This is a genomic window from Halomicrobium sp. HArcel3 (assembly GCF_058933135.1).
In genome coordinates, this window is sequence record NZ_JBZYDN010000002.1 from 695404 (window position 1) to 715236 (window position 19833).

General features: G+C 66.7%; 16 protein-coding genes. 5 read left to right on the top strand and 11 right to left on the bottom strand.

The genetic code is table 11. From position 1 onward, the window contains the following. Window positions 1–196 precede the first annotated feature (196 nt). Window positions 197–1762, top strand: coding sequence for a tryptophan 7-halogenase (locus tag AC5FRV_RS09300; protein ID WP_493560797.1), 1566 nt, complete (start codon window positions 197–199; stop codon window positions 1760–1762). Window positions 1763–1808: 46 nt separating this feature from the next. Here AC5FRV_RS09300 and AC5FRV_RS09305 read toward each other — a convergent pair whose 3' ends face one another. Further along, entirely contained in the window at window positions 1809–3872 is a 2064-nt protein-coding gene (locus AC5FRV_RS09305) for a beta-galactosidase (RefSeq protein WP_493560798.1), read from the bottom strand. Between the two features lie 181 nt (window positions 3873–4053). On the opposite strand from AC5FRV_RS09305, the gene AC5FRV_RS09310 reads away from it, so the two are divergent. Together AC5FRV_RS09310 and AC5FRV_RS09315 are read left to right on the top strand one after the other, a co-directional pair. Next, window positions 4054–4248, top strand: a complete 195-nt coding sequence (locus AC5FRV_RS09310; protein WP_493560799.1) for a hypothetical protein — start codon at window positions 4054–4056, stop codon at window positions 4246–4248. 33 nt (window positions 4249–4281) lie between these two features. Further along, window positions 4282–5958 carry a TCP-1/cpn60 chaperonin family protein gene (locus AC5FRV_RS09315; protein ID WP_493560800.1) on the top strand — a complete coding sequence of 559 codons (1677 nt, stop codon included), beginning with the start codon at window positions 4282–4284 and terminating at the stop codon, window positions 5956–5958. Window positions 5959–5981: 23 nt separating this feature from the next. Here AC5FRV_RS09315 and AC5FRV_RS09320 read toward each other — a convergent pair whose 3' ends face one another. From AC5FRV_RS09320 to AC5FRV_RS09345, 6 genes are all read right to left on the bottom strand, one after another. Continuing rightward, entirely contained in the window at window positions 5982–6707 is a 726-nt protein-coding gene (locus AC5FRV_RS09320) for a hypothetical protein (protein ID WP_493560801.1), read from the bottom strand. Between the two features lie 69 nt (window positions 6708–6776). Further along, the gene (locus AC5FRV_RS09325) at window positions 6777–8003 is read right to left on the bottom strand and encodes an ABC transporter ATP-binding protein (protein ID WP_493560802.1); all 1227 of its coding nucleotides are present in this window, start codon (window positions 8001–8003) and stop codon (window positions 6777–6779) included. A 73-nt stretch (window positions 8004–8076) separates the two neighbouring features. Next, the gene (locus AC5FRV_RS09330) at window positions 8077–8964 is read right to left on the bottom strand and encodes a carbohydrate ABC transporter permease (protein ID WP_493560803.1); all 888 of its coding nucleotides are present in this window, start codon (window positions 8962–8964) and stop codon (window positions 8077–8079) included. Between the two features lies 1 nt (window position 8965). Continuing rightward, the gene (locus AC5FRV_RS09335; protein WP_493560804.1) at window positions 8966–9889 is read right to left on the bottom strand and encodes a carbohydrate ABC transporter permease; all 924 of its coding nucleotides are present in this window, start codon (window positions 9887–9889) and stop codon (window positions 8966–8968) included. 291 nt (window positions 9890–10180) lie between these two features. Continuing rightward, entirely contained in the window at window positions 10181–11785 is a 1605-nt protein-coding gene (locus AC5FRV_RS09340) for an ABC transporter substrate-binding protein (protein WP_493560805.1), read from the bottom strand. 197 nt (window positions 11786–11982) lie between these two features. Continuing rightward, window positions 11983–12408, bottom strand: coding sequence for a hypothetical protein (locus AC5FRV_RS09345; protein ID WP_493560806.1), 426 nt, complete (start codon window positions 12406–12408; stop codon window positions 11983–11985). Between the two features lie 237 nt (window positions 12409–12645). Between AC5FRV_RS09345 and gfo6 the strand changes: the two genes are divergently transcribed. Continuing rightward, window positions 12646–13716, top strand: a complete 1071-nt coding sequence (gene gfo6, locus AC5FRV_RS09350; RefSeq protein ID WP_493560807.1) for a D-xylose 1-dehydrogenase Gfo6 — start codon at window positions 12646–12648, stop codon at window positions 13714–13716. A gap of 209 nt (window positions 13717–13925) precedes the next feature. Here gfo6 and AC5FRV_RS09355 read toward each other — a convergent pair whose 3' ends face one another. Genes AC5FRV_RS09355 through AC5FRV_RS09370 form a run of 4 tightly spaced genes read right to left on the bottom strand, consistent with a single transcriptional unit; the run spans window position 13926 to window position 19077 of the window. Next, window positions 13926–15293: an NAD-dependent succinate-semialdehyde dehydrogenase gene (locus tag AC5FRV_RS09355; RefSeq protein ID WP_493560808.1), complete on the bottom strand. Its 1368-nt coding sequence runs from the start codon at window positions 15291–15293 to the stop codon at window positions 13926–13928. 7 nt (window positions 15294–15300) lie between these two features. Further along, window positions 15301–16458 (bottom strand): thiolase family protein, encoded by a 1158-nt coding sequence (locus AC5FRV_RS09360; protein ID WP_493560809.1) that lies wholly within the window; start codon window positions 16456–16458, stop codon window positions 15301–15303. A 1-nt stretch (window position 16459) separates the two neighbouring features. Then, window positions 16460–17731 (bottom strand): glutamate dehydrogenase GdhB, encoded by a 1272-nt coding sequence (gene gdhB / locus AC5FRV_RS09365; protein ID WP_493560810.1) that lies wholly within the window; start codon window positions 17729–17731, stop codon window positions 16460–16462. Between the two features lie 23 nt (window positions 17732–17754). Next, window positions 17755–19077, bottom strand: a complete 1323-nt coding sequence (locus AC5FRV_RS09370) for an aspartate aminotransferase family protein (protein WP_493560811.1) — start codon at window positions 19075–19077, stop codon at window positions 17755–17757. A gap of 103 nt (window positions 19078–19180) precedes the next feature. On the opposite strand from AC5FRV_RS09370, the gene AC5FRV_RS09375 reads away from it, so the two are divergent. Continuing rightward, entirely contained in the window at window positions 19181–19714 is a 534-nt protein-coding gene (locus AC5FRV_RS09375; protein ID WP_493560812.1) for an Lrp/AsnC family transcriptional regulator, read from the top strand. Window positions 19715–19833 lie beyond the last annotated feature (119 nt).

Sequence of the window (19833 nt, forward strand, 5' to 3'; positions counted from 1 at the left end):
CGTCAGCCGTTTCTGCTTCGAATCGTCGAAATTAACGACCTCGGCCACTTCGCCTTGACGACACTGTGTCACTGTACGGCCAGCGATTCCGAGTACGCCAGCGCTCCTCGGAACACGCTTCCCTCCGCCACCTGCGGCGTCGCGTCCGGCCAGGTCGGAGACAGATACTTATCCCAATCTCCCCAAGCTGAGCGAAATGGGGGCTGAAGTTTCGAGCATTACCGTCGTCGGTGGTGGAGACGCTGGACTCCTCGCCGCGCTCACTCTCCGCAAGGTGAACCCGGACGTGGACATCGCCGTCGTCGACGACTTCGGCGAACCACCGACGGAGGTCGGCCAGGGGACGTTCCAGTCGATCATCCCGCTGTTGCACGACGTGCTCGGGATCGGCGAGGGGCGGTTCCTCCGCGAGGTCAAGCCCGTCTGGAAGGCCTCGTCGTACTTCCGGGACTGGTGTGGCTACGAGCCGTTCCACTACGCCTTCGACATCCGGTCGGTCAAACCGGACGTGGACGACCCGAACTCCGTCGAGTCGCTGTATCACTACTACGAGACCGGGGACATGTCGACGCCCGCCGAGGGCATCGCCGAACGCGGGAAGACGCCGCTGGTCTACGCGCCCAGCCAGGACACCTACGCCATGTACCCGAACATGGCGTACCACCTGAGCGTCGGTCGCTTCAACGAGTTTCTCCGGACGCTCTGTGGGGAACGGGACGTCCCGCTCGTCGACGACCGGATCACGGACGTCGAGACGAACGCCGACGGGACGCGCATCGCGACCGTCCACGGCGCCTCGGGTGCGACCTACGAGGCCGACCTCTACGTCGATTCGACGGGGTTCAAGCGCCTCCTGATGGACGAACTCGACGCCTCCTACCGCAGTTTCGACGTGCCACTCGACACCGCCGTCCGGGCCGCCGTCGACCGTCCCCTCTCTGAGATCGTTCCCGCAACCGTCCTGGAGACGGGCGAGCACGGCTGGTTCTGGCAGATCGACACCTACGACAGCCGGAGCCTCGGCTACGTGTTCAGTTCCGACCACGTCTCCGACGAGGACGCGCTCGCGGAGTTCAGGGCTCACCGCGAGGAGGACCTGGGCGAGGTCGATTACTACCGGTTCGACTCGGGCTTCTACGAGGAGCCGTGGGTGGGCAACTGCGTCGCGACCGGCAACGCACAGGGGTTCATCGAACCGCTCCAGGCGACGTCGCTGACCACCCACCTCAACACCGCGTTGCGACTGTCGCGACGGCTCGCCGCCAGGGGCCGGATCGTCGACGACGGGTTCCGGGAGTCGTACAACCGGTACGTCCGCGGCAGCTGGAACTCGGTCTACGACTTCATCAGCATCCACTACCGCTTCGCCGACGGAGACACCGAGTTCTGGGAGGCGATGCAGTCCATCCCGATAAGCGACCGCGTCCGCGACTACATCGACTACTACGACGCGAACGGCTTCGAGCTGTTCGACTCCGAACTCGTCACCGAGGAGGGTTACCAGCGCGGGATGCTCGCCTTCCCGACGTCGAGTCTCTACTTCGTCATGCGACACATGGGCGCCGAGTCGAGCTTCTACGAGGACAACGACTTCACGGTGAGCGACGAGGTGAGAGAACGCTGGCGACAGCGCAACGGCTACGTCGACGACCTCGCCGACACCTGTCTCTCCTACGAGCAGGTGTACAAGTCGGGCGTCGTGGACTCGTTCGTCCGGAACGAGCGGGTGTTCGCACAGGCCGCCGCGCCGTCCGGGCGATAACACGCCGTCCGGGCGGTCTCTGTCTCTCCGCGTCCATTCCTTGTCGTCAGTCTCCAGTCTCGACCACGACGTCGTGAGCGGGCCCCTCGACGACCGCGAGGTCGCGGCCCGGGACTGTGGCGTCGCCGACCACGACGGGAGCATCGCCGGCGTCGATCTCGACGGAGTCGCGACCGAAGTTCGTCACCCAGGTGTAGCCGTCACGCTCGGTCAGGCGGACGCCGTCGGGGAGCGGGTCGGCCGCGGGGACGGCGGCGCGCTCCAGCAGGTCGGCCACGAGCGCGTCGGCGAGCTCGGACTCGGGCCAGACGCCGACGTAGGTGACGCCGCCATCGCCGTGGTCGTTGCGCACGATAGCTGGTTCGCCTGCCGCCGGACCGGACTCGTGGCGGCCGAGCACTGCAGCGGCGTCGGCGTCGAGCCACTCGCCCCAGGTCCGGAACTCGTAGGCCTCTCCGTCGTCGGTGCCGTCGCCACCCGACTGGGCCCCGTACGTCACCCGGGTCTCGACGCCGGGGGCGAGACTCTCGTGCTGGACGACGCGTGCGCCGAGTGACTCCGACAGGGGGCCGGGAGCGAGTTCGTCGCGGAGCTTGTGGTGTTCGTCCTTGGTGGCGCTGCGGACGGTGAGCACGAGTTCCCCGCCGTCGGCGGCGTAGTCGGCCAGTCGCCCGGCGAGGTCGTCGTCGACCAGGTGCAGGGAGGGTGCGACGACCGCGCTGTAGCCGTCGAGCTCCCGGTCAGTCGGGACGACGTCGACGGTGAGGCCGCGTCGACGGAGTGCGCGGTAGTACGCCCGGCAGTGCGGCCAGTAGTCGTAGTCGGGGGTGTGGCGTTCGGCGTGGAGCGCCCACATGCTGTCGTAGTCGACGAGCAGCGCCACCTCGCCCTCGGGCGCGGCGAGGTCGGGCAGTTCCGCGAACTCCTCGGCGGCTTCGGCGGCCTCGCCGACGCCGCGGTCGGGCGAGCCGTCGTAGTTGTTGAGCGCGCCCCAGTACTGTTCCTGGCCGAACCGGCAGCGCCGCCACCGGAAGTAGGAGACGACGTCACAGCCGTGGGCAGCGGCCTGGTGGGCCCACAGGCGCATCATGCCCTCGGCGGGTTCGGCCGAGTAGGGGTACGCGCGGATGTCGCCCGCCTGGTTCTCCATCACCCAGAACGGCCCCTCGCTCGCACCGCGGTAGAGCGCGTGATTCATCGCCGTGAGGTCGGGGTCGCCGACCCGCTGGACGTCGGCTGCGGCCTCGCTCGCCGGGTCTGGCGTGTCGGGGGCCTGCTGGGCGTGCAGCGTCGGATACGAGTCCCACGCGGCGAAGTCCAGGTCCTCGCTCACGTCGAAGGCGTCCAGCGGTTCGAAGTCGCCCATGAAGTTGTGCGTGACGAACCAGTCGTCGCCGTCGGCCTCGGCGCCGCGCAGCTCCTCGACGTGCAGCCGGTTGTAGTCGACGACGCTGTCGCTCGAAAAGCGATGGAAGTCGAGCAGCCGGGTCGGGTGGTGCTGTCCCTCCGCGGGCGTCGGCCCGGGGACGTCGACTTCCGAGAAGTCCTGGTACTCCTGACTCCAGAAGGCGTTGCCCCAGGCTTCGTTCAGCGCGTCGACGTCGTCGTACTTCTGGCGGAGCCAGTCACGGAAGGCGCTCTGGCAGTCGTCGCAGTAACACCGGACCGTCTCGTGACAGCCGAACTCGTTGTCGGTCTGCCAGCCCGCGACGCCGTCGTGGCCGGCGAAGTGCTCGGCCAGCGTCCCGATGATGCGCCGGCTCTCGCGTCGGTAGTCGGGAGAGTTGTAACAGTACTGGCGGCGGCTGCCGAACTCCAGGGGGGTGCCGTCGGGCTCCTCCTGGTGGATGCCGGGATACTCGTCCGTGAGCCACTTCGGTGGCGTGGCCGTGGGCGTACAGAGGACGGCCTGCATCCCGTGGTCTGCGACGAGGCCGACCGCGGTTTCGAGCCACTCGAAGTCGTACGTGCCCGGTTCGGGTTCGAAGCGGTTCCAGGCGAACTCGCCCATGCGGACGTACTCGATGCCGGCCTCGGCCATGCGCTCGACGTCGGTCGCCCAGCGCTCGCGCGGCCAGTGCTCGGGGAAGTAACAGACACCAGTATCCATAGCACGTCTATCGGTGGCCGCGTTGATATAGATGCACGCCGGGTGCGTCGAGTGCGGTATTCGGTCACCCTGGCCCGGACCGACCGAGGGTTCCGATGGCCCTGGCCCGGGCGGACCGAACGGGCTGTTCGCCGGACCACGGTTGATTTATAGTCCCGGGGTGTGATACTCTCCCATACCTATGTCCGTCAACTTCGACAAACGGCGAAACGTCGGTATTCTGGCCGGCCTCGTCCTGGCCACCGCCGTTCTCGTCTTCGTCGGCACCCAGTTCCTGCGCAACAGCCTCGGGTGGAACCTCATCGGGGAGCTGGCCTACGCCTTTTTGATCATCGTCCTCGCGCTGTTCGCCTACGACAAGCTACTGGTGCGATAACGTGCTGGACGCTACGTGGGGGTCACACCGACGATGACGACTGACGAGACCTACACTGGCTGGTCGCGTGTGCCGTCGCGGGAGACCCGAGCGGCCGTCCGACAGACCTCGGGCGGGATGGCGGAACTGGTCCGGTCGACCCTCGGGCCGCTGGGACTGGACAAGATGATCGTCAGGCGGATGCCCGACGACGAACTCCGGGGGTTCGTCACCAACGACGGCATCGGCATCATCGAGGAGTTCGAGGGCGAGACCGACGACCCGATCGCCCAGCAGTACATCACGCTCGCCGAGGACCACGAGGACGACGTCGGCGACGGCGTCACGACGATGTTCCTGCTCGCGTGTGACCTCCTCTCGGCGTCGATGGATCTGGTCGACCAGGGGGTCCACCCGAACGACGTCGTCGAGGGCTACTCGATCGCCGCCCAGCGAACTATCGAGAACTGGGTCGAGATGGCCATCCCGGTCGCCCGTGAGGGCGAACTCCACCGCGATACCCTCGAGACCATCGCGATGACGGGCATGACCAACGGGCGCACGCAGTCGTGGCCACTCGACCAGGTCGTCGACACGGTCGTCGACGCCGTCCTGCGCGTCTCGGACCCCGAAACGGGGACCACACGACTCGACCTCGCCGACACCGTCGCCGTCCACGGCGGCACCGTCACCGACACGGAACTCGTCGAGGGGACGGTCGTCCCCCGCGAGGTCGTCGACGCGGAGTACCTCCTGCCCGCTGAAGGGCCGATTTTGCTCGTCGACGGCGACCTCACCTCGCGCGAACTGACGGCCGACGTCTCCGTCTCCATCGATCCCGAGGACCCCGGCAAGACCGCCGCCAGCTTCGACGAGAGCGCTGGCATCGCGAACGCCATCGGCGAGACCGGTGCCGTCGCGGTCGTCGTGACCGGCGATGCCGACATGCAGGTCGCCTACGAACTCGCCGGCGAGGGGGCGGTGCTCGTCAGGGACACCAAGGACTCCACCTTCGAGTACCTCCAGCTCGTAACCGGCGCCACGCCGATCGGACCCGTCACCCCCGGCACGAGCATCGACCCGGACGTCCTCGGCCACGTGCAGCTCAGTCTCCGTGACATGGCCCGGGACAAAGCGTGGCTCGCCTTCGAGGCGCCGCCCGGGACCGGGCAGCCGGCCGTTACGATCGTCGTCCGCGGCGGCACCGAATCGGTCGCGGAGGAGGCCGAGCGCCGCATCCGAACCGGGAAGAACGCGCTCCGTGCGGTCGTCCAGGACCCGCGCGCGCTGCCGGCCGGCGGCGCGCCCGACGTCGCAGCAGCGGTCGACGTCCGGTCGTTCGCCAGGCGGTTCGACGGTCGCGAACAGCTTGCAGTCGAGACGTTCGCTGACGTCCTGGAGACGATCCCGAAGACGCTGGCACGCAACGCTGGACTCGACCCGCTCGAAGCGCTGGCGGACCTGCGTGGCCGCCACGATGCCGGCAACGACCGCGCCGGCGTCTCGGTCGACGGCGAGGTTGTCGACGACGTGGTCGCCCACGACGGCCTCGACGCCTTCCGAGTCCGCGTCTCGGGGTTGGTCCGGGCCGTGGAGTTCGTCAACGGCCTGACCCGCGTCGACAGCTTCCTCGTCGACCAGCGAGACCCCACGGTCGACAGCGTCCTCGGCGAACCGGAGTACGACGAGCCGCCGGGGAACCTGATGGCCGGGCCGGATATGGACAGCTAACTCCCGGGCAGCGGCCGGCGCGGTCAGACCAGGACGGTCGCGACGACGGCGACAAGCGTCGCCGGGAGCACCGAGACGACGGCCGCTTTCCTGTCGATCCCGTACAGTTCCCTGACGATCGGCAGGAGCAAGAATCCGACGGCGCCCCACCCCGCCGCGATCAGGACGCCGACGACGCGCATCTGCGTCGTCGCGGCGAGTGCCCTGTGGGCGTCGGCGACGGCCGGTGCGCCCTCGCCCGAGAGGGTCACCACCGACGCCGGTATGGTGGTCGCGATGACGCCGCTTATCACCAGGAGCGGGACGAACACCAGCAACAGGTACGCGCCGGCCTTGAAGACGCCCGTGTCGATGCTCGTGTCCTCGGTGAAGAAGCCGGCGAACACGCCGACGATGCCGAAGTAGAGGAACCAGGAGAACCCCCCCAGGAAGAGACCGAAGACGAGGTTGATCAGGACCGCGGCCGGCCAGGCCTCGAAGAAGTAGCCGTTGGCGATGGCGTACGTCTCCGAGGTGAACTCGAAGACGCCTCTCGTGACGCCGTAGGTCACCAGTGCGAGTGCGGGCGGGACCCAGCCGTAGGCTCTGATCGTCGCGACGAGTTCGGCGACGCTCTCGGCGTCCCGGAACTCGGTCGGTAACCGGCGGTAGGTCAGTTCCCTCCCGCCGACCCCCACGTCCGGACCGTGTGGGTCGGCGCTGGGGTCGTACCCCGTGTCGTATCCGGGCGAGCTGTCGTCAGCACTCATGTTTCGATACCGCCGTCGTCCACGGCCACGAACGTGGCGGTCGGGAGGCGGGGCGTCCCGCGGCGGAGATCAGTCGTCGTCACCGGCGGTCTCGGTCTGTGCGTCGACCGTCGTCCGCGTCGTCGTCTCGACGTCGATGTTCTCCCCGGTCCGGGGGTCGAACACGTGCATGTGTTCGGTGTCGAAGGTCAGGTAGACGAGTTCGCCGCTGTCCTCGTACTCGATGGGCACCGAATCGGGCTGGATGAACACCTTGTACTCCTCTTCGTCTTTCTCCTCGTCTTCGCCGATGCTGACGTCGTCGGCGATGACGTCCTCGACGCCGGTGCCGTCCTCGAGGTCGAAGTACAGGAGGTCGTTGCTCCCGAGCGGTTCGATGATGTCGACGGACGCGGGGACGGACTCCTCGACCGCCTCCAGGTGGACGGTGACGTGCTCCGGCCGGATGCCGAGCAGGAGCTCGTCTGACGTGGCGTTCTGTGCGATGGCGCTGGCCCGCTCGGGGTCGATCGAGACGTCGATGTCGCCGACGAACCGATTGGCGTCGGTGTCGAGCGTCGAGACGAACATGTTCATCGACGGGCTGCCGATGAACTGCGCGACGAAGACGTTCTCGGGCTCGTTGTAGACGGTGCGGGGCGAGCCGACCTGCTGGAGTTCCCCGTAGTTGAGGATGGCGATGCGGTCGGACATCGTCATCGCCTCCTCCTGGTCGTGGGTGACGTATATCGTCGTCGTGTCCAGCTGATTCTGGATGCGCTGGAGCTCCGTCCGCATGTGCTTCCGGAGCTTGGCGTCAAGGTTCGAGAGCGGCTCGTCGAACAGGAACACGCCCGGGTCGCGGACGATGGCCCGTCCGGTCGCGACGCGCTGGCGCTGGCCGCCCGAGAGGTGCTTTGGCTTCTGGTCGAGGTGGGGCTCGATGCCCATCATCGCCGCCGCTTCCTCGACGCGGTCGTTGATCTCGGGATCGGAGAGGTCGGTCGACCGCTTGAGGCCGAAGGCCATGTTCTCGCGCACCGTGAGGTGCGGGTAGAGCGCGTAACTCTGGAACACCATGGCGATGTCTCGGCTGCGCGGGGGAAGGTTGTTCACGACGGTGTCGCCGATGTGGATGCTTCCCTCGGTTATGTCCTCGAGGCCTGCGACCATCCGCAACAGCGTCGACTTCCCCGACCCAGAGGGACCGACGAGTGTCAGGAACTCACCGTCTTCGATCTCGAGATCGAAGTTGTCCACGGCCAGCGTGTCGTCGCCGTAGATCTTGGTGACTTCGTCGAACAGTATTCGGGCCATGGGTTATCGATCGCCTCCTCGGTGGTTTACGGTTTCGGTCGTGTAAGTGGTGTATCGTGTCATTGTTACTACCTTACGTCTTGACGGCCCCTTCGGCGAGGCCGGTGATGATGTACTTCTGCAGGAAGAACAGGATGATAATCAGCGGGAGCGTCGCGCCGATCGCGCCCGCCATCAGCAGGTCCCACTGCAGCGAGTAGCGGCCGACCCACGTACTCAGCCCCGGCGGGAGCGTCGTCTTCGAACTGTCGCTGATGAGGATGAGCGCCATGACGAACTCGTTCCAGGCGAAGATCCACGCGAAGATGGCCGTCGTCGCGATGGCGGGCGCCGACAGCGGGACGATGACGCGGATGACCGCGCCGACCCGGGTCGAGCCGTCGACCATCGCCGCCTCCTCCAGCGACTCGGGGAGGTTCTCGTAGAACCCTCGCAACATCCAGATCGAGAAGGGGAGGATGAACGCGATGTAGGCGATCGTCAGGCCGTAGAGCGTGTTGACGAGGCCCAGATCCCTGAAGATGAGAAAGAGCGGGACGGCCACGAGGATGAGCGGGAACATCTGCGTCATCAGCAGGAACGTCGCCACCGCCTTGCGGCCGCGGAACCTGAGACGACCGATGCTGTAGGCGCCGAACGTACAGACGACGATCGTCAGCGCGGTCGCGGCGAGGGTCACGATAGCCGAGTTCTTGAACCAGATCAGGAAGTCGGTCTGGTATATCGCTCGCTCGTAGGCGTCGAGACTGACGCCGTTGACCCATCGCATGGGGTCCTCGATGACGTTGAGGAAGGAGAGCGGATTCAGCGACACGGCGACCATCCAGAGGACCGGCAGCAGGACGACGAAGATCGACCCCCAGAGGAACGTGTGGAAGCCGACCGCTTTCAGCCGGTCGACGGTGCTATTCGACAGCTCGACACCGAACAGTTCGGTCGTATCGCGTGATTGGGTTGCCATGTTACTTGCCTCCGACCTCTTCCTGGTAGAGTCGCAGGTACACCAGTCCGTACCCCATCATGATGATCAGCATCACGACGGCGATGGCTGCGGCGAGCCCGAAGTCGTTCTGGCGGAACGCCTGCCGGTAGATGTACACCGGCAACACCATCGACGCGTTCCCGGGGCCCCCGCTGGTCATCACGTAGATCAGCGTGAAGTGGTTCAGCGTCCAGAGGCTCATCAGCAGCGTCGTCACGATCCCGATCGGTTGCAGGAAGGGAAGCGTGATGTGTCGAAACAGGTCGAGTCGGGTCGACCCGTCGACGCGCGCCGCCTCGTAGAGGTCCTGGGGGATCCCCTTCATCGCCGCCAGGAACGTGATCATGAAGAAGGGGAAGTTCCGCCAGACGTACGCCAGCGTGACCGAGAACAGCGCGTATCGGCCGCGGCTGAGCCAGTCGATCCGCTCGAACCCGAGGAGGTTCAGGATGCCGTTGAACATCCCCAGGTTGAAGTCGAACAGCAGGTTCCAGTTCAACGCGACAGCGATGAAGGGGATCGTCCAGGGCAACAGCAGGAGCGTCGTCGCGATGGACCGACCCTTGAACTCTCGGTCGAGGAGCAGCGCGAAGCCGAGACCGAGTGCTGCCATCATCACGACCGAGGCGAACGACCAGACGAACGTGTTCTTCAGCACGTTCCAGAACTCCGGCAGCCCGAAGATCGTGGCGTAGTTCCCGAGGCCGAGCCAGACGTCCGGTCTGAGGGCGTTGTACTCGTAGAAACTCAACAGGATCCCGCGAATGATCGGGAAGACGCTCACGACCGCGAGCGCGACGAGCGTCGGTAAGAGGAACAACCAACCCCAGACACTCTCTTTCGAGAGCAGGTATCGGTACTCCTCTGTTATCGACCCTCCCTCGGTCGGCGTTGCGTTTGACATACTCTATCAAACCAAGCAGGCCCAGATACTTTATTGAATCGGCTGCGGGCGCCCGAACGGTCGGCAAAATGACGGTACTGGTCGCGCTATCTCCGGTTTTTCAGGAATTCGCCGAGCAATACTGGTCACCTGTTTCAGCAGGGTGTGACTGGGCTATACAGAGAAAAAGGGCGCGCGTCGAATCGCGAACGGGGGTGGACCGTGCTCGTTCCGGGTGAGTCTGGCCGACTGCACCGACAAGGTCGGCCGTGGATCACCGGGCCGTCCGGGTTCGGACCCCGATCCCGATAGCTATTCGTAAGGGTTCCAGATCTGGGGTTTGCCGTTGCCGGAGATCCAGTCCTGGACCATGTCGGGCGCGTCGTCCAGCGACGGACCCGACGAACTCTCTTCGAGTGTCTGGTCGACGTAGTCGGCCTCGTTGATCGTCGAGCGGATGTTGTTGGCCATGCTCCGGAGGGCGTTCTTGGGGTCGGCGTCGTTGCCGATCATCGCCGAAATCGCGACGGAGTAGCCGTCGGTTGCCCCCTCGAGCGAACCCATGAACGGGGTCGCCCGTCCGGAGCCGGTGACGCCGTAGCGGACGGCCTGGGGGGCCTGCTCCAGGCGAGTCTCCAGCCAGGAGTCGGGGAGTTCCGTCGGGTTGTTGGTGTACAGTTCCATCTCCTCCTGCCCGCTCCGCACCGGCATGAACGTCGGTGCCGACACCGGGAAGTACTCGCTGAGGTTCTCCGGTTGCGTCATGTAGTCGACGAAGCTCTTCGAGATCTCCGATCCCGCGCTGTACGATGCGACCTCGTCGGTGAACGAACCGAAGACGCTGCCGCCCATGAACGAGTGGCTCTCGCCGTTCGGTCCGGTGGGCATCGGTTCGAGCTCGGTCGCCTCGGCGATGTCCGCGTACTCCTCGTTGACGCCGTTCTGGGGGTCGATGAGACTCCGTGCCAGGTCCGTCGGGAGGTGGGCCGCGGCGACCTCACCCGACTGGAAGAGCTCCTGGTTCGACGTGCTGTCGATACTGCCCCAGCCGCCCGGGGCCGTACCCCACTGCTCGCGCATACTCATCACCCACAGGTGGGTGAACAGCGAGCCCGCGGCGTCGGCCTCGACGCTCCACTGGTCGTCCTCGTACCCGTAGTACTTCCCGCCGGCCTGGTAGTTGAACGCGGCCACGTTCTGCCCGGTCGTGGTGTCCTGCGCCCCGGGCGTCGTCCACGCGCCGGCCAGGTCCGTGTTCTCCATGATCGTCTGGCCCTTCGAGACGATGTCCTCCCAGCTCTCGAACGTGCCGTCGACGCCGCCCTCGTCCATGAGGTTCCGGTTGACGTGCGTCGTGCGTACTTCCATGAACCACGGGACAGCCCACTGCTCGCCCTGGAAGTTCTGCCACTTGTTGATCACGTCGTACCAGTCGTCGTACTGGTTGAACAGGTCGGTGAGGGGTTCGGCCGCTCCGCGGTACCCGAAGTCGACGGCGTGTTCGCCCGCCATCTCCGAGACGTTCGGCAGCGACCGCCCCTGGACGCCCGCCTCCCACTCCTGGAAGATGGAGTCCCAGGTGATGACTTCCGTGCTCAGGTTGACGTTGGCGTCCGCGGCATCTTCGAAGCCCTTGGCGGCGTTCCTGATCCCCTCGGTCTCGGCGGGGATGTACCCCCGCATGGTCCACCAGAGGAAGTCCTGTTCGCCCGTCCCGTCCGTGCCACCGTCTCCGCCGTCGCCCCCGTCTCCACCGTCGCCGTCTCCCGAACAACCCGCGAGACCGCCCGTGGCGCCGACAGCCCCCACTGCAGCCGCTGTTTCCATGAAGTTCCGCCGAGAGTACTCTCCCCCGTCGTCGCCGGTGTCGACGGGCTCGCCGTCTGCGTTTGGGTCACTGTCATCGGACTGTGGCATATGTTGACTTGTATATTGGCATCTGTATATATCTAACGGGACATATCTCAGTTTACACGAACACGAGTAACCACTCATCGCCGGAGCTGGGCCTCAGAACGGTGGAAATTCCCTTTCTTGGCGTGTCGAACGGTGCTGTGTGCACCTGGCCAGGAGCGGCTCGTCGGCCGGGTCACGCTTCGACTGTCGGCGTCTGGTCAGCCCCGTCGGTGTATCGGCGGCCGATCTTTCGGCTCCTGGGCGGCCCGCGGCAGGGCCAGCGACCAGATGGCGAACTCCAGTATCCCGAGCGCCATCCCGATCCCGGCGGCGAGCAGCGAGTTCCCGAGGAGAAGCAAGAGCGCGAGGACGACGAGCCCGGTCACACCCAGTGTGGCCCCGGCGGCCCCGGGATTCACCCGCCGTCGATCCTCCTCGTCGTCGGCCTGGCCGTAGCGGTCGAGTCGTACCACGTACGGGACGAACAGGAACGCGCCGGCCCCGGAGACGGTCGCGACGAGCGCCGTGATCCCGACGCTGCCCCCGTTCCGCAGGGTTACGTACCCGAGTGCGACGGCAGTCAGGACGCCACTCACCGCACCGACGACCGTCAGCGAATCCGCGCTGTCCACGGTGGCTCCCATCGCCCCACGTTGCTGGGCGAGCGACGTAAAACCGACTGGAACACGCTCTGTCTGCTATCGCTCCGCGGCAGGACGGATCGCGTACACTGCTTCGCGTCCACAGGAACCCCGTCGAGCACTGCGACGTCACCAGTGGGAGACCGGGTCGTCGGCCGTGTTCCCGGGGATCGCCGCTGCTCGATGCAAGTGGATCCTCGGGCACGAAGATTATCTATCGGGGACAGCCAATCCTTGCGCATGGAGTACGACCTCGACAGTTTCAGTGCCCGCGACTGGGAGCGCCCCACAGACGCCGACCCGGTTCGGTTCGCCATGGTCGGACTCGGCTGGTGGACGCGCGAACAGGCGATCCCCGCCGTCGAAGACGCGGACTACTGCACGACGACGGCCCTCGTCAGTTCCAGCACGGAGAAGGCCGACGAGGTGGCGGCCGACCTCGAGGGGGTCGAAGCGACGCTCACCTACGACGAGTACGCCGACGGCGCCGCGACAGACGCCTACGACGCGGTGTACGTCTGCACGCCGAACGGCCTCCACCGCGGCCACGTCGAGGCTGCGGCCGAGCATGACAAAGCTGTTCTCTGCGAGAAGCCCCTCGAAGCGACCGTCGAGGACGCCCAGGCGTGCGTCGACGCCTGCCGGGACGCCGACGTCCCGCTGATGGTCGCCTACCGACTGCAGACCGAACCGGTGGCTCGTCGCGCCCGGGAACTGATCGACGACGGCGCCATCGGCGACGTCGTCTCGATAGTCGGGCACATGTCGGACAACATCGTCGACGCCGTCGGCGAGGACAGCTGGCGATTCGACCCCGACCTCTCCGGCGGGACGACGCTCAACGACATCGGCATCTACCCGCTGAACACGATCCGGTTCATCCTGGAAGAGGACCCCCAGGCTGTGTACGCCCGAACGGAGTCAGAACAGCCGGCCTACGACGGAACGGACGAGCACGGGGCGTTCCAGCTCGAGTTCCCCGACGGCAAGCTCGCCTCGTGTACGGTCACGCACAGCGCGACGCTGGCATCGAGTCTGCGGTTCGTCGGCACCGAGGGCGAACTGAGCATCGAGGGGCTGTTCTTCCCGAAGACCCGGAAAGTGCTCCGGGTCTCCGGTCCGGACGTCGAGGGCGAGTACCGGCCGGAACCGGTCGACCAGATGCGCGAGGAGTTCGACTACTTCGCCAACTGCCTCCAGCACGGGGAAGACCCCGAACCCGACGGCGAACACGGGATGGTCGACATGCGCGCCATCCGTGCGCTCTACGAATCCGCCGAGCAGGGACGACGCGTCGAACTCGACCGGTGAGGAGGCCCACGACGGACCTGGCATTCGTCGGGTCGCTCGCTCGCAGTCGCTCCCGCGAGGGAGATTCGAACGGTTCGACGTCCAGAGCGTCGTACAATGGGGAAGGCGCGTCTCTCGTCCCGATGCGATCCAGCAGCGACGTCGTCGGAACTGTCCGATAGCAACTGGCCGGGAGCGACGCGCCACCGGAGATAGTCAGCCGGATGCCGTCACTCGACCCAGACGGTCTTCTTCGTCGTGAACTCGCGGATGCCGTGGTGGGAGAGTTCCGTCCCGTAGCCGGAGTCTTTCGTGCCGCCGAAGGGGACGCGCGGGTCGGACTTCGTGACCTGGTTGACGAAGACGTTGCCCGACTCGATCCGGGGCGCGAGGGCTTCCCCGCGAGCCGGGTCGGCCGTCCAGACGCTCGCACCGAGCCCGAAGTTGGTGTCGTTCGCGACGCGGATCGCTTCCTCCTCGTCCGAGACGACGAAGACGGCCGCCACCGGGCCGAACAGCTCTTCGTCGGCCGCCGGGCAGCCGTCGGGCACGTCGGTCAGCACCGTCGGGGGATAGAAGTGACCTTCCCGGTCGAGCGGCTCGCCGCCGGTCCTGAGGGTCGCTCCCGCGTCCACGGACGTCTGCACCTGATCGTGGAGGTCGTCGAGGAGGTCGCCGCGGGCCTGGGGACCGACGTCGGTCCCGGAGTCCATCGGATCGCCGACCGTGAGCGACGCCATCTCGTCGACGAAGCGGTCGACGAACTCGTCGGCGACGGCCTCGTGGACGACGAACCGCTTGGCGGCGATGCAGGACTGGCCGGAGTTCTGGGTGCGACCAGTCGCCGCCTCGGCGGCCACGTCGGCGACCGGCGCGTCGTCGAGGACGACGAACGGGTCGCTGCCGCCGAGTTCGAGGACGCACTTCTTCAGGTGCTCGCCGCTCTGGGCGGCGACGGCGCGGCCGGCGCGGGTACTGCCCGTGAGCGTGACCGCGCGGATCCGGTCGTCGGCGATGACGTCCGCGACCTGGTCGGTGTCGGCCTGGAGCGACGTGAACACGCCCTCGGGGTAGCCGGCCGCACGGAAGATGGACTCGATGTCCCGGGCGCAGCCGAAGACGTTGGGTGCGTGTTTGAGGACGCCGACGTTGCCGGCGGTGAGGTGCGGGGCGGCGAAGCGGAACACCTGCCAGAACGGGTAGTTCCAGGGCATGACCGCCAGCACCGGACCGACCGGTTCGTAGGACACGTAGCTCTCGACGCCGGGCACCGTCCCGACGTGTTCGTCCTGGAGGTGCTCGCTGGCGCGCTCGGCGTAGAACTCGCACACCCAGGCGCACTTTTCGACCTCGGCCATCGCCTGGTCGACGGGTTTGCCCATCTCCCGGGTCATCCGTTCGGCGTACTCGCGCTTGCCGTCCCGGAGGACGTCGGCGACGTTCGCCAGGAGCGATTCGCGTTCCGAAAGCGGTCGCCGCCGCCAGGCGTCGAAGCGGTCGCTGGCCGTCGACAGCGTCTCCTCGACCGTCTCGGCGTCGGCGGCCTGGTACGTCGCGAGCGATTCGTCAGTCGCGGGATTCGTCGTCTCGAATGTCATGTGATCGTCAGTCGCGTTCGAATTCGATGGCTGCGCCCTGTCCGTAGCCGACGCACTCGGTCGCGAGACCGAGGGACGCTTCGCGTCGTCGCATCTCGTGGAGCAGCGTCACCGGCAGCCGAGCACCGGTCGCACCGAGTGGATGACCGAGCGCGATGGCACCGCCGTTGACGTTGAAGCGGTCCTCGTCGATGCCGAGTTCGCGCCGACAGTAGAGACACTGGCTGGCGAACGCCTCGTTCAGTTCGACGAGGTCGTAGTCGGTCGGGTCCCGCCCGGTCCGGTCACAGAGCGACCAGACGGCGGGTATCGGGCCGATACCCATAATCTCGGGGTCCACGCCGGCGACGGCGTGGGATCGGATCGCGGCGAACTCCTCGAGGTCGTGGTCCCGGGCGAACTCCCGGCTCGTCACGAGGACCGCCGCAGCCCCGTCACTGATCTGGGACGCGTTGCCCGCGGTGACGGTGCCGTCCTCGCGGAACACGGGGGAGAGTTCCGCCAGTCGGTCCAGCGAGGTGTCGTCCCGGATACACTCGTCGCGTTCGACCGTCCCGTCGGCGGTCTCGACGGGAACGATCTCGTCGTCGAAGCGTCCGGTATCTCTCGCGTCGGCTGCTCGCTGGTGGCTGCGGAGGGCGTACTGGTCCTGGTCCGTCCGGTCGACGTCGAAGCGGTCGGCGACTTCCTCGGCGGTCTGGCCCATCGACAGGGCGTCCAGGTCGTAGTCCGCTCCCAGCCCCGGGTGGACGCTGTCGACGTTGCCCTCGATGGCGACCCGGGACATGTTCTCGACGCCACCGGCGATGACGCAATCACGCTGGCCGGCGGCGACGGCGTCGGCCGCTCGCATGAGTGACTCGGCCGACGACGCGCACCAGCGGTTGATCGTGGCCCCCGGCACCGTCTCGCCGAGGTCCGAGAGGAGCGCGACGACGCGGGCGAGGTTGTTGCCCTGTTCGTCGCGCTGCTGGGCACAGCCCCACAGCAGGTCGTCGACGAGGGACCCGGGGAGAGACGCGTTCGCCAGGAGTTCGTCGACCAGCGGCACGGAGAGGTCCTCGCTCCGGGTCTCGGCGAACGCGCCGTTGGCCTTCCCGAGCGGCGTTCGGACTGCGCCGACGACGACGGGCGTCGTGTCACTGGGTTCGGTCGTGCCCGTCATGTCAGGGCCACAGTCCGCGGGTGTCTTTCGCCTCGGCGATTCGGGACAGTGCGACGATGTACGCCGCCACGCGCCAGGTCACGTCTCGTGCCTCGGCCGCTTCGACGACGGCGTCCCACGCCGAGAGCATCTTGGACTCCAGTTCCTCGTCGACGCGCTCGGCCGACCAGGAGTGGCGGTTGATGTGCTGGAGCCACTCGAAGTACGACACGGCGACGCCGCCGGCGTTCGCCAGGATGTCGGGAACGACCGGGATGCCACGCTCGTCGAAGATCTCGTCGGCCGCGGCCGTCGTCGGACCGTTCGCGCCCTCGACGACGAAGTCGGCCTGAACGTCGGGGGCGTTCGACGCGGTCAGGACGTTGCCGACCGCGGCGGGCACGAGCACGTCGACGTCGAGTTCGAGGATGGCAGACGACGAGATCGTCTCGGGCGCGTCGCAGGTCGTGACGGCCTCTGGTTCCTCCTCGTGGGACGGCACGGCCCAGGTGTCGAGGCCGTCCGGGTCGTGGATGGCGCCGTTGACGTCGCTCACGGCGACGACGTCGGCGCCCCAGTCGTCGAGACAGCGCGCGGCGTTCGCACCGACGCTCCCGTACCCCTGGACGGCGACGCGCAGCCCGTCGAGCGACACGTCGTAGTACTCGGCAGCGGCGCGCGTGACGATGGCGACGCTCCGTCCCGGCGCTTCCTCGCGGCCGTAACTGCCGCCGATGACGCGCGGCTTCCCGGTGACGACACCGGGGACAGTCTCTCCTTCCTGCATGCTGTAGGCGTCCATGAACCAGGCCATGGTCTGGGCGTCGGTCCCCATATCCGGCGCGGGGATGTCCGTCGTCGGCCCGACGAAGTCCCGGATCTCTTCCGCGAATCGGCGCGTCAGTCGTTCTTTCTCCTCGGGAGAGAGGTCCGTCGGGTCGACGACGACGCCGCCCTTGGCGCCACCGAACGGGATGTCGATGACGGCGCACTTCCAGGTCATCCACATCGACAGCCCGATGCACTCGTCGGCCGTGACGTGGGGATGATAGCGGAGGCCGCCCTTGTACGGACCGCGGACGTCGTCGTGCTGGGCACGGTACCCTTCGAACACCTCGACGCTGCCGTCGTCACGTTCGAGTGGAACCGCGACCCGTAACAGCTTCGAGGGGTGTTTCAGTCGTTCGACTACCTGCTCGTTCACGTCGGTCTCCGCTGCTGCCCGTTCGAGCTGGCGTCGTGCGGTGGCGAGTGCGGTGCTGGTGTCGTCGGTCTGGGTTCGCTGTGTTGCCATGTACTGTGTCGTGTCCGGGTCGTTCAGCGCTGTTCCGTCTCGATCGCGGCGCGCAGTTCCTCGACGGCCCGTCGAAGCTGCTGGCGTTCGATAGTCAGCGGCGGCTGGAAGCGGATCACGTTCTTGTAGTAGCCGCCGACGCCGATGACGACGCCCTGTTCGCGCAGCCGATCGCCGACGCGACTCGCGAGGTCCGCCGCCGGCGCCGGCGCGTCGCCGGGTCCGGACTCGGCGGGGTCGACCAGTTCGACGCCCTGCATCAACCCGAGGCCGCGCGTGTCGCCCACCGATTCGAGCGCCTCGAGTTCGGCGAGAGCGTCGGTGAGCCAGGCGCCCTGTTCGCGGGCGTTCGCGACGGCGCCGTCCTCGAGCTGGTCGATAGTCGCCAGCGCGGCGGCACAGCAGACCGGATTGCCGCCGAACGTCGAGAGGTGGTCGCCGGCCTCGAACGCGTCCGCGATCTCCGCGGGCGCCGTGAACGCCCCGAGCGGGAGGCCGTTGGCGATCCCCTTCGCCTGGGTGAGGATGTCCGGCGTGACGTCGAAGTGGTCGCTCGCCCAGAACTCGCCGGTGCGGCCGTAGCCGGTCTGGACTTCGTCGAGGACGAACAGACCGCCGTGGTCGCGGGCGACGTCTGCGACTCGCGAGAGGTAGTCCGCCGGCGGGACGACGATACCGCCCTCGCCCATCACCGGTTCGACGACGACCGCCGCGAGGTCGCCGCTCGTGTGGGTCCCGATCACGCGTTCGAGTTCGGCGGCGGCGGCCTCGGCGAACGCCGCTTCCGAGCGGTCGCCGTACTCGGACCGGTACTGATAGGGCGCCGGCGCGTGGGTGACGTCGTTGATGGTCGGCGCCATCCCGTGCTTGTAGCTGTGGTTCCCCGTCAGTGCGAGGCTGCCCAGGGTTCGACCGTGGAACCCCATCTCCAGGGCGACGACCTCCTTGCTTCCCGTGTACTTGCGGGCCAGTTTGATCGCTCCCTCGACGGCTTCCGTCCCGGAGTTACAGAAGAAGGACTTCTGCAGGTCTCCGGGCGTCACTTCGGCGAGGCGCTCGGCCAGTTCGACGACTGGTCCGTTGGGGTGGACGTACGAACAGCCGTGGACGAACTCGTCGAGCTGTGCCTTCGCCGCCTCGGTCACGGTCTCGTCGTTGTGCCCGACGTTCGCGACGGAGATACCCGAGAACACGTCGAGGTACTCGTTCCCCTCGAAGTCGACGAGCGTACACCCCGAGGCGCGGTCTACGGGGACGTTGAGCGACTTCCAGATCGGCATCACGTACTCGTCGTATCCCTCGACCACCGCCGCATTGTCTGGCGGGACATCTGGTTGTTCAGACATAGTATGGTAAGTATTATTCCGTTACAGGATAACAATGATAAGTGATGGAGAAAAAGCTACCGGGTCGGGCCGCAACGGTGGGGCCCCTCGGTAGGAGGTATCCATGGTAGACAGTACGAGCCAAGACGAGGTAGACTGGGAGTTCAAGGAACGGGACATCAAGATACTGCAGGAACTCTCCGAGGACCCGCAGATGTCCTCGCGGGAGATGGCGGACGTCCTCGAGACGGAGCACGACATCGACATCTCTCACGTGACGGTGAGCGAGCGGATACGCCGGATGCGGGACGCCGGCGTGTTCCGGGAGGCCATCCTCCCGAACGAGCAGTTCTTCAACTTCGCGCTGTTCGAGTTCAAGTTCGACGCCCGGAACTTCGGCGACGAATGGCGAGCGGCCATGGAGTACATCATGGACGACCGGCACACGCTGATGTACTTCATCTCGAACGGCGAGTACCAGTGGAAGACCATCATGATGTTCCGGGACCGGGAGACCGAGTCGAAGTGGATCCACGACTTCTACAAGGCACACGGCGGCGTGGTCTCGAACGTCCGGAACTCCGTCGTCCACAACCTCCTGAAGTTCCAGACCGACTCCGAAATCTTCGCGCTACTGAACGACGGCGGCGACCGGTAACGGCCGATTCGATCGTCGACGGCGGTAGCCGTCGGCCTGCTCTCATAGTGGTGGTTGTAACTTTTTCCCGGCGTCCGGCCTCACGCAGTTCGGCCGGACGCCGGGAGGGGCTTACAACC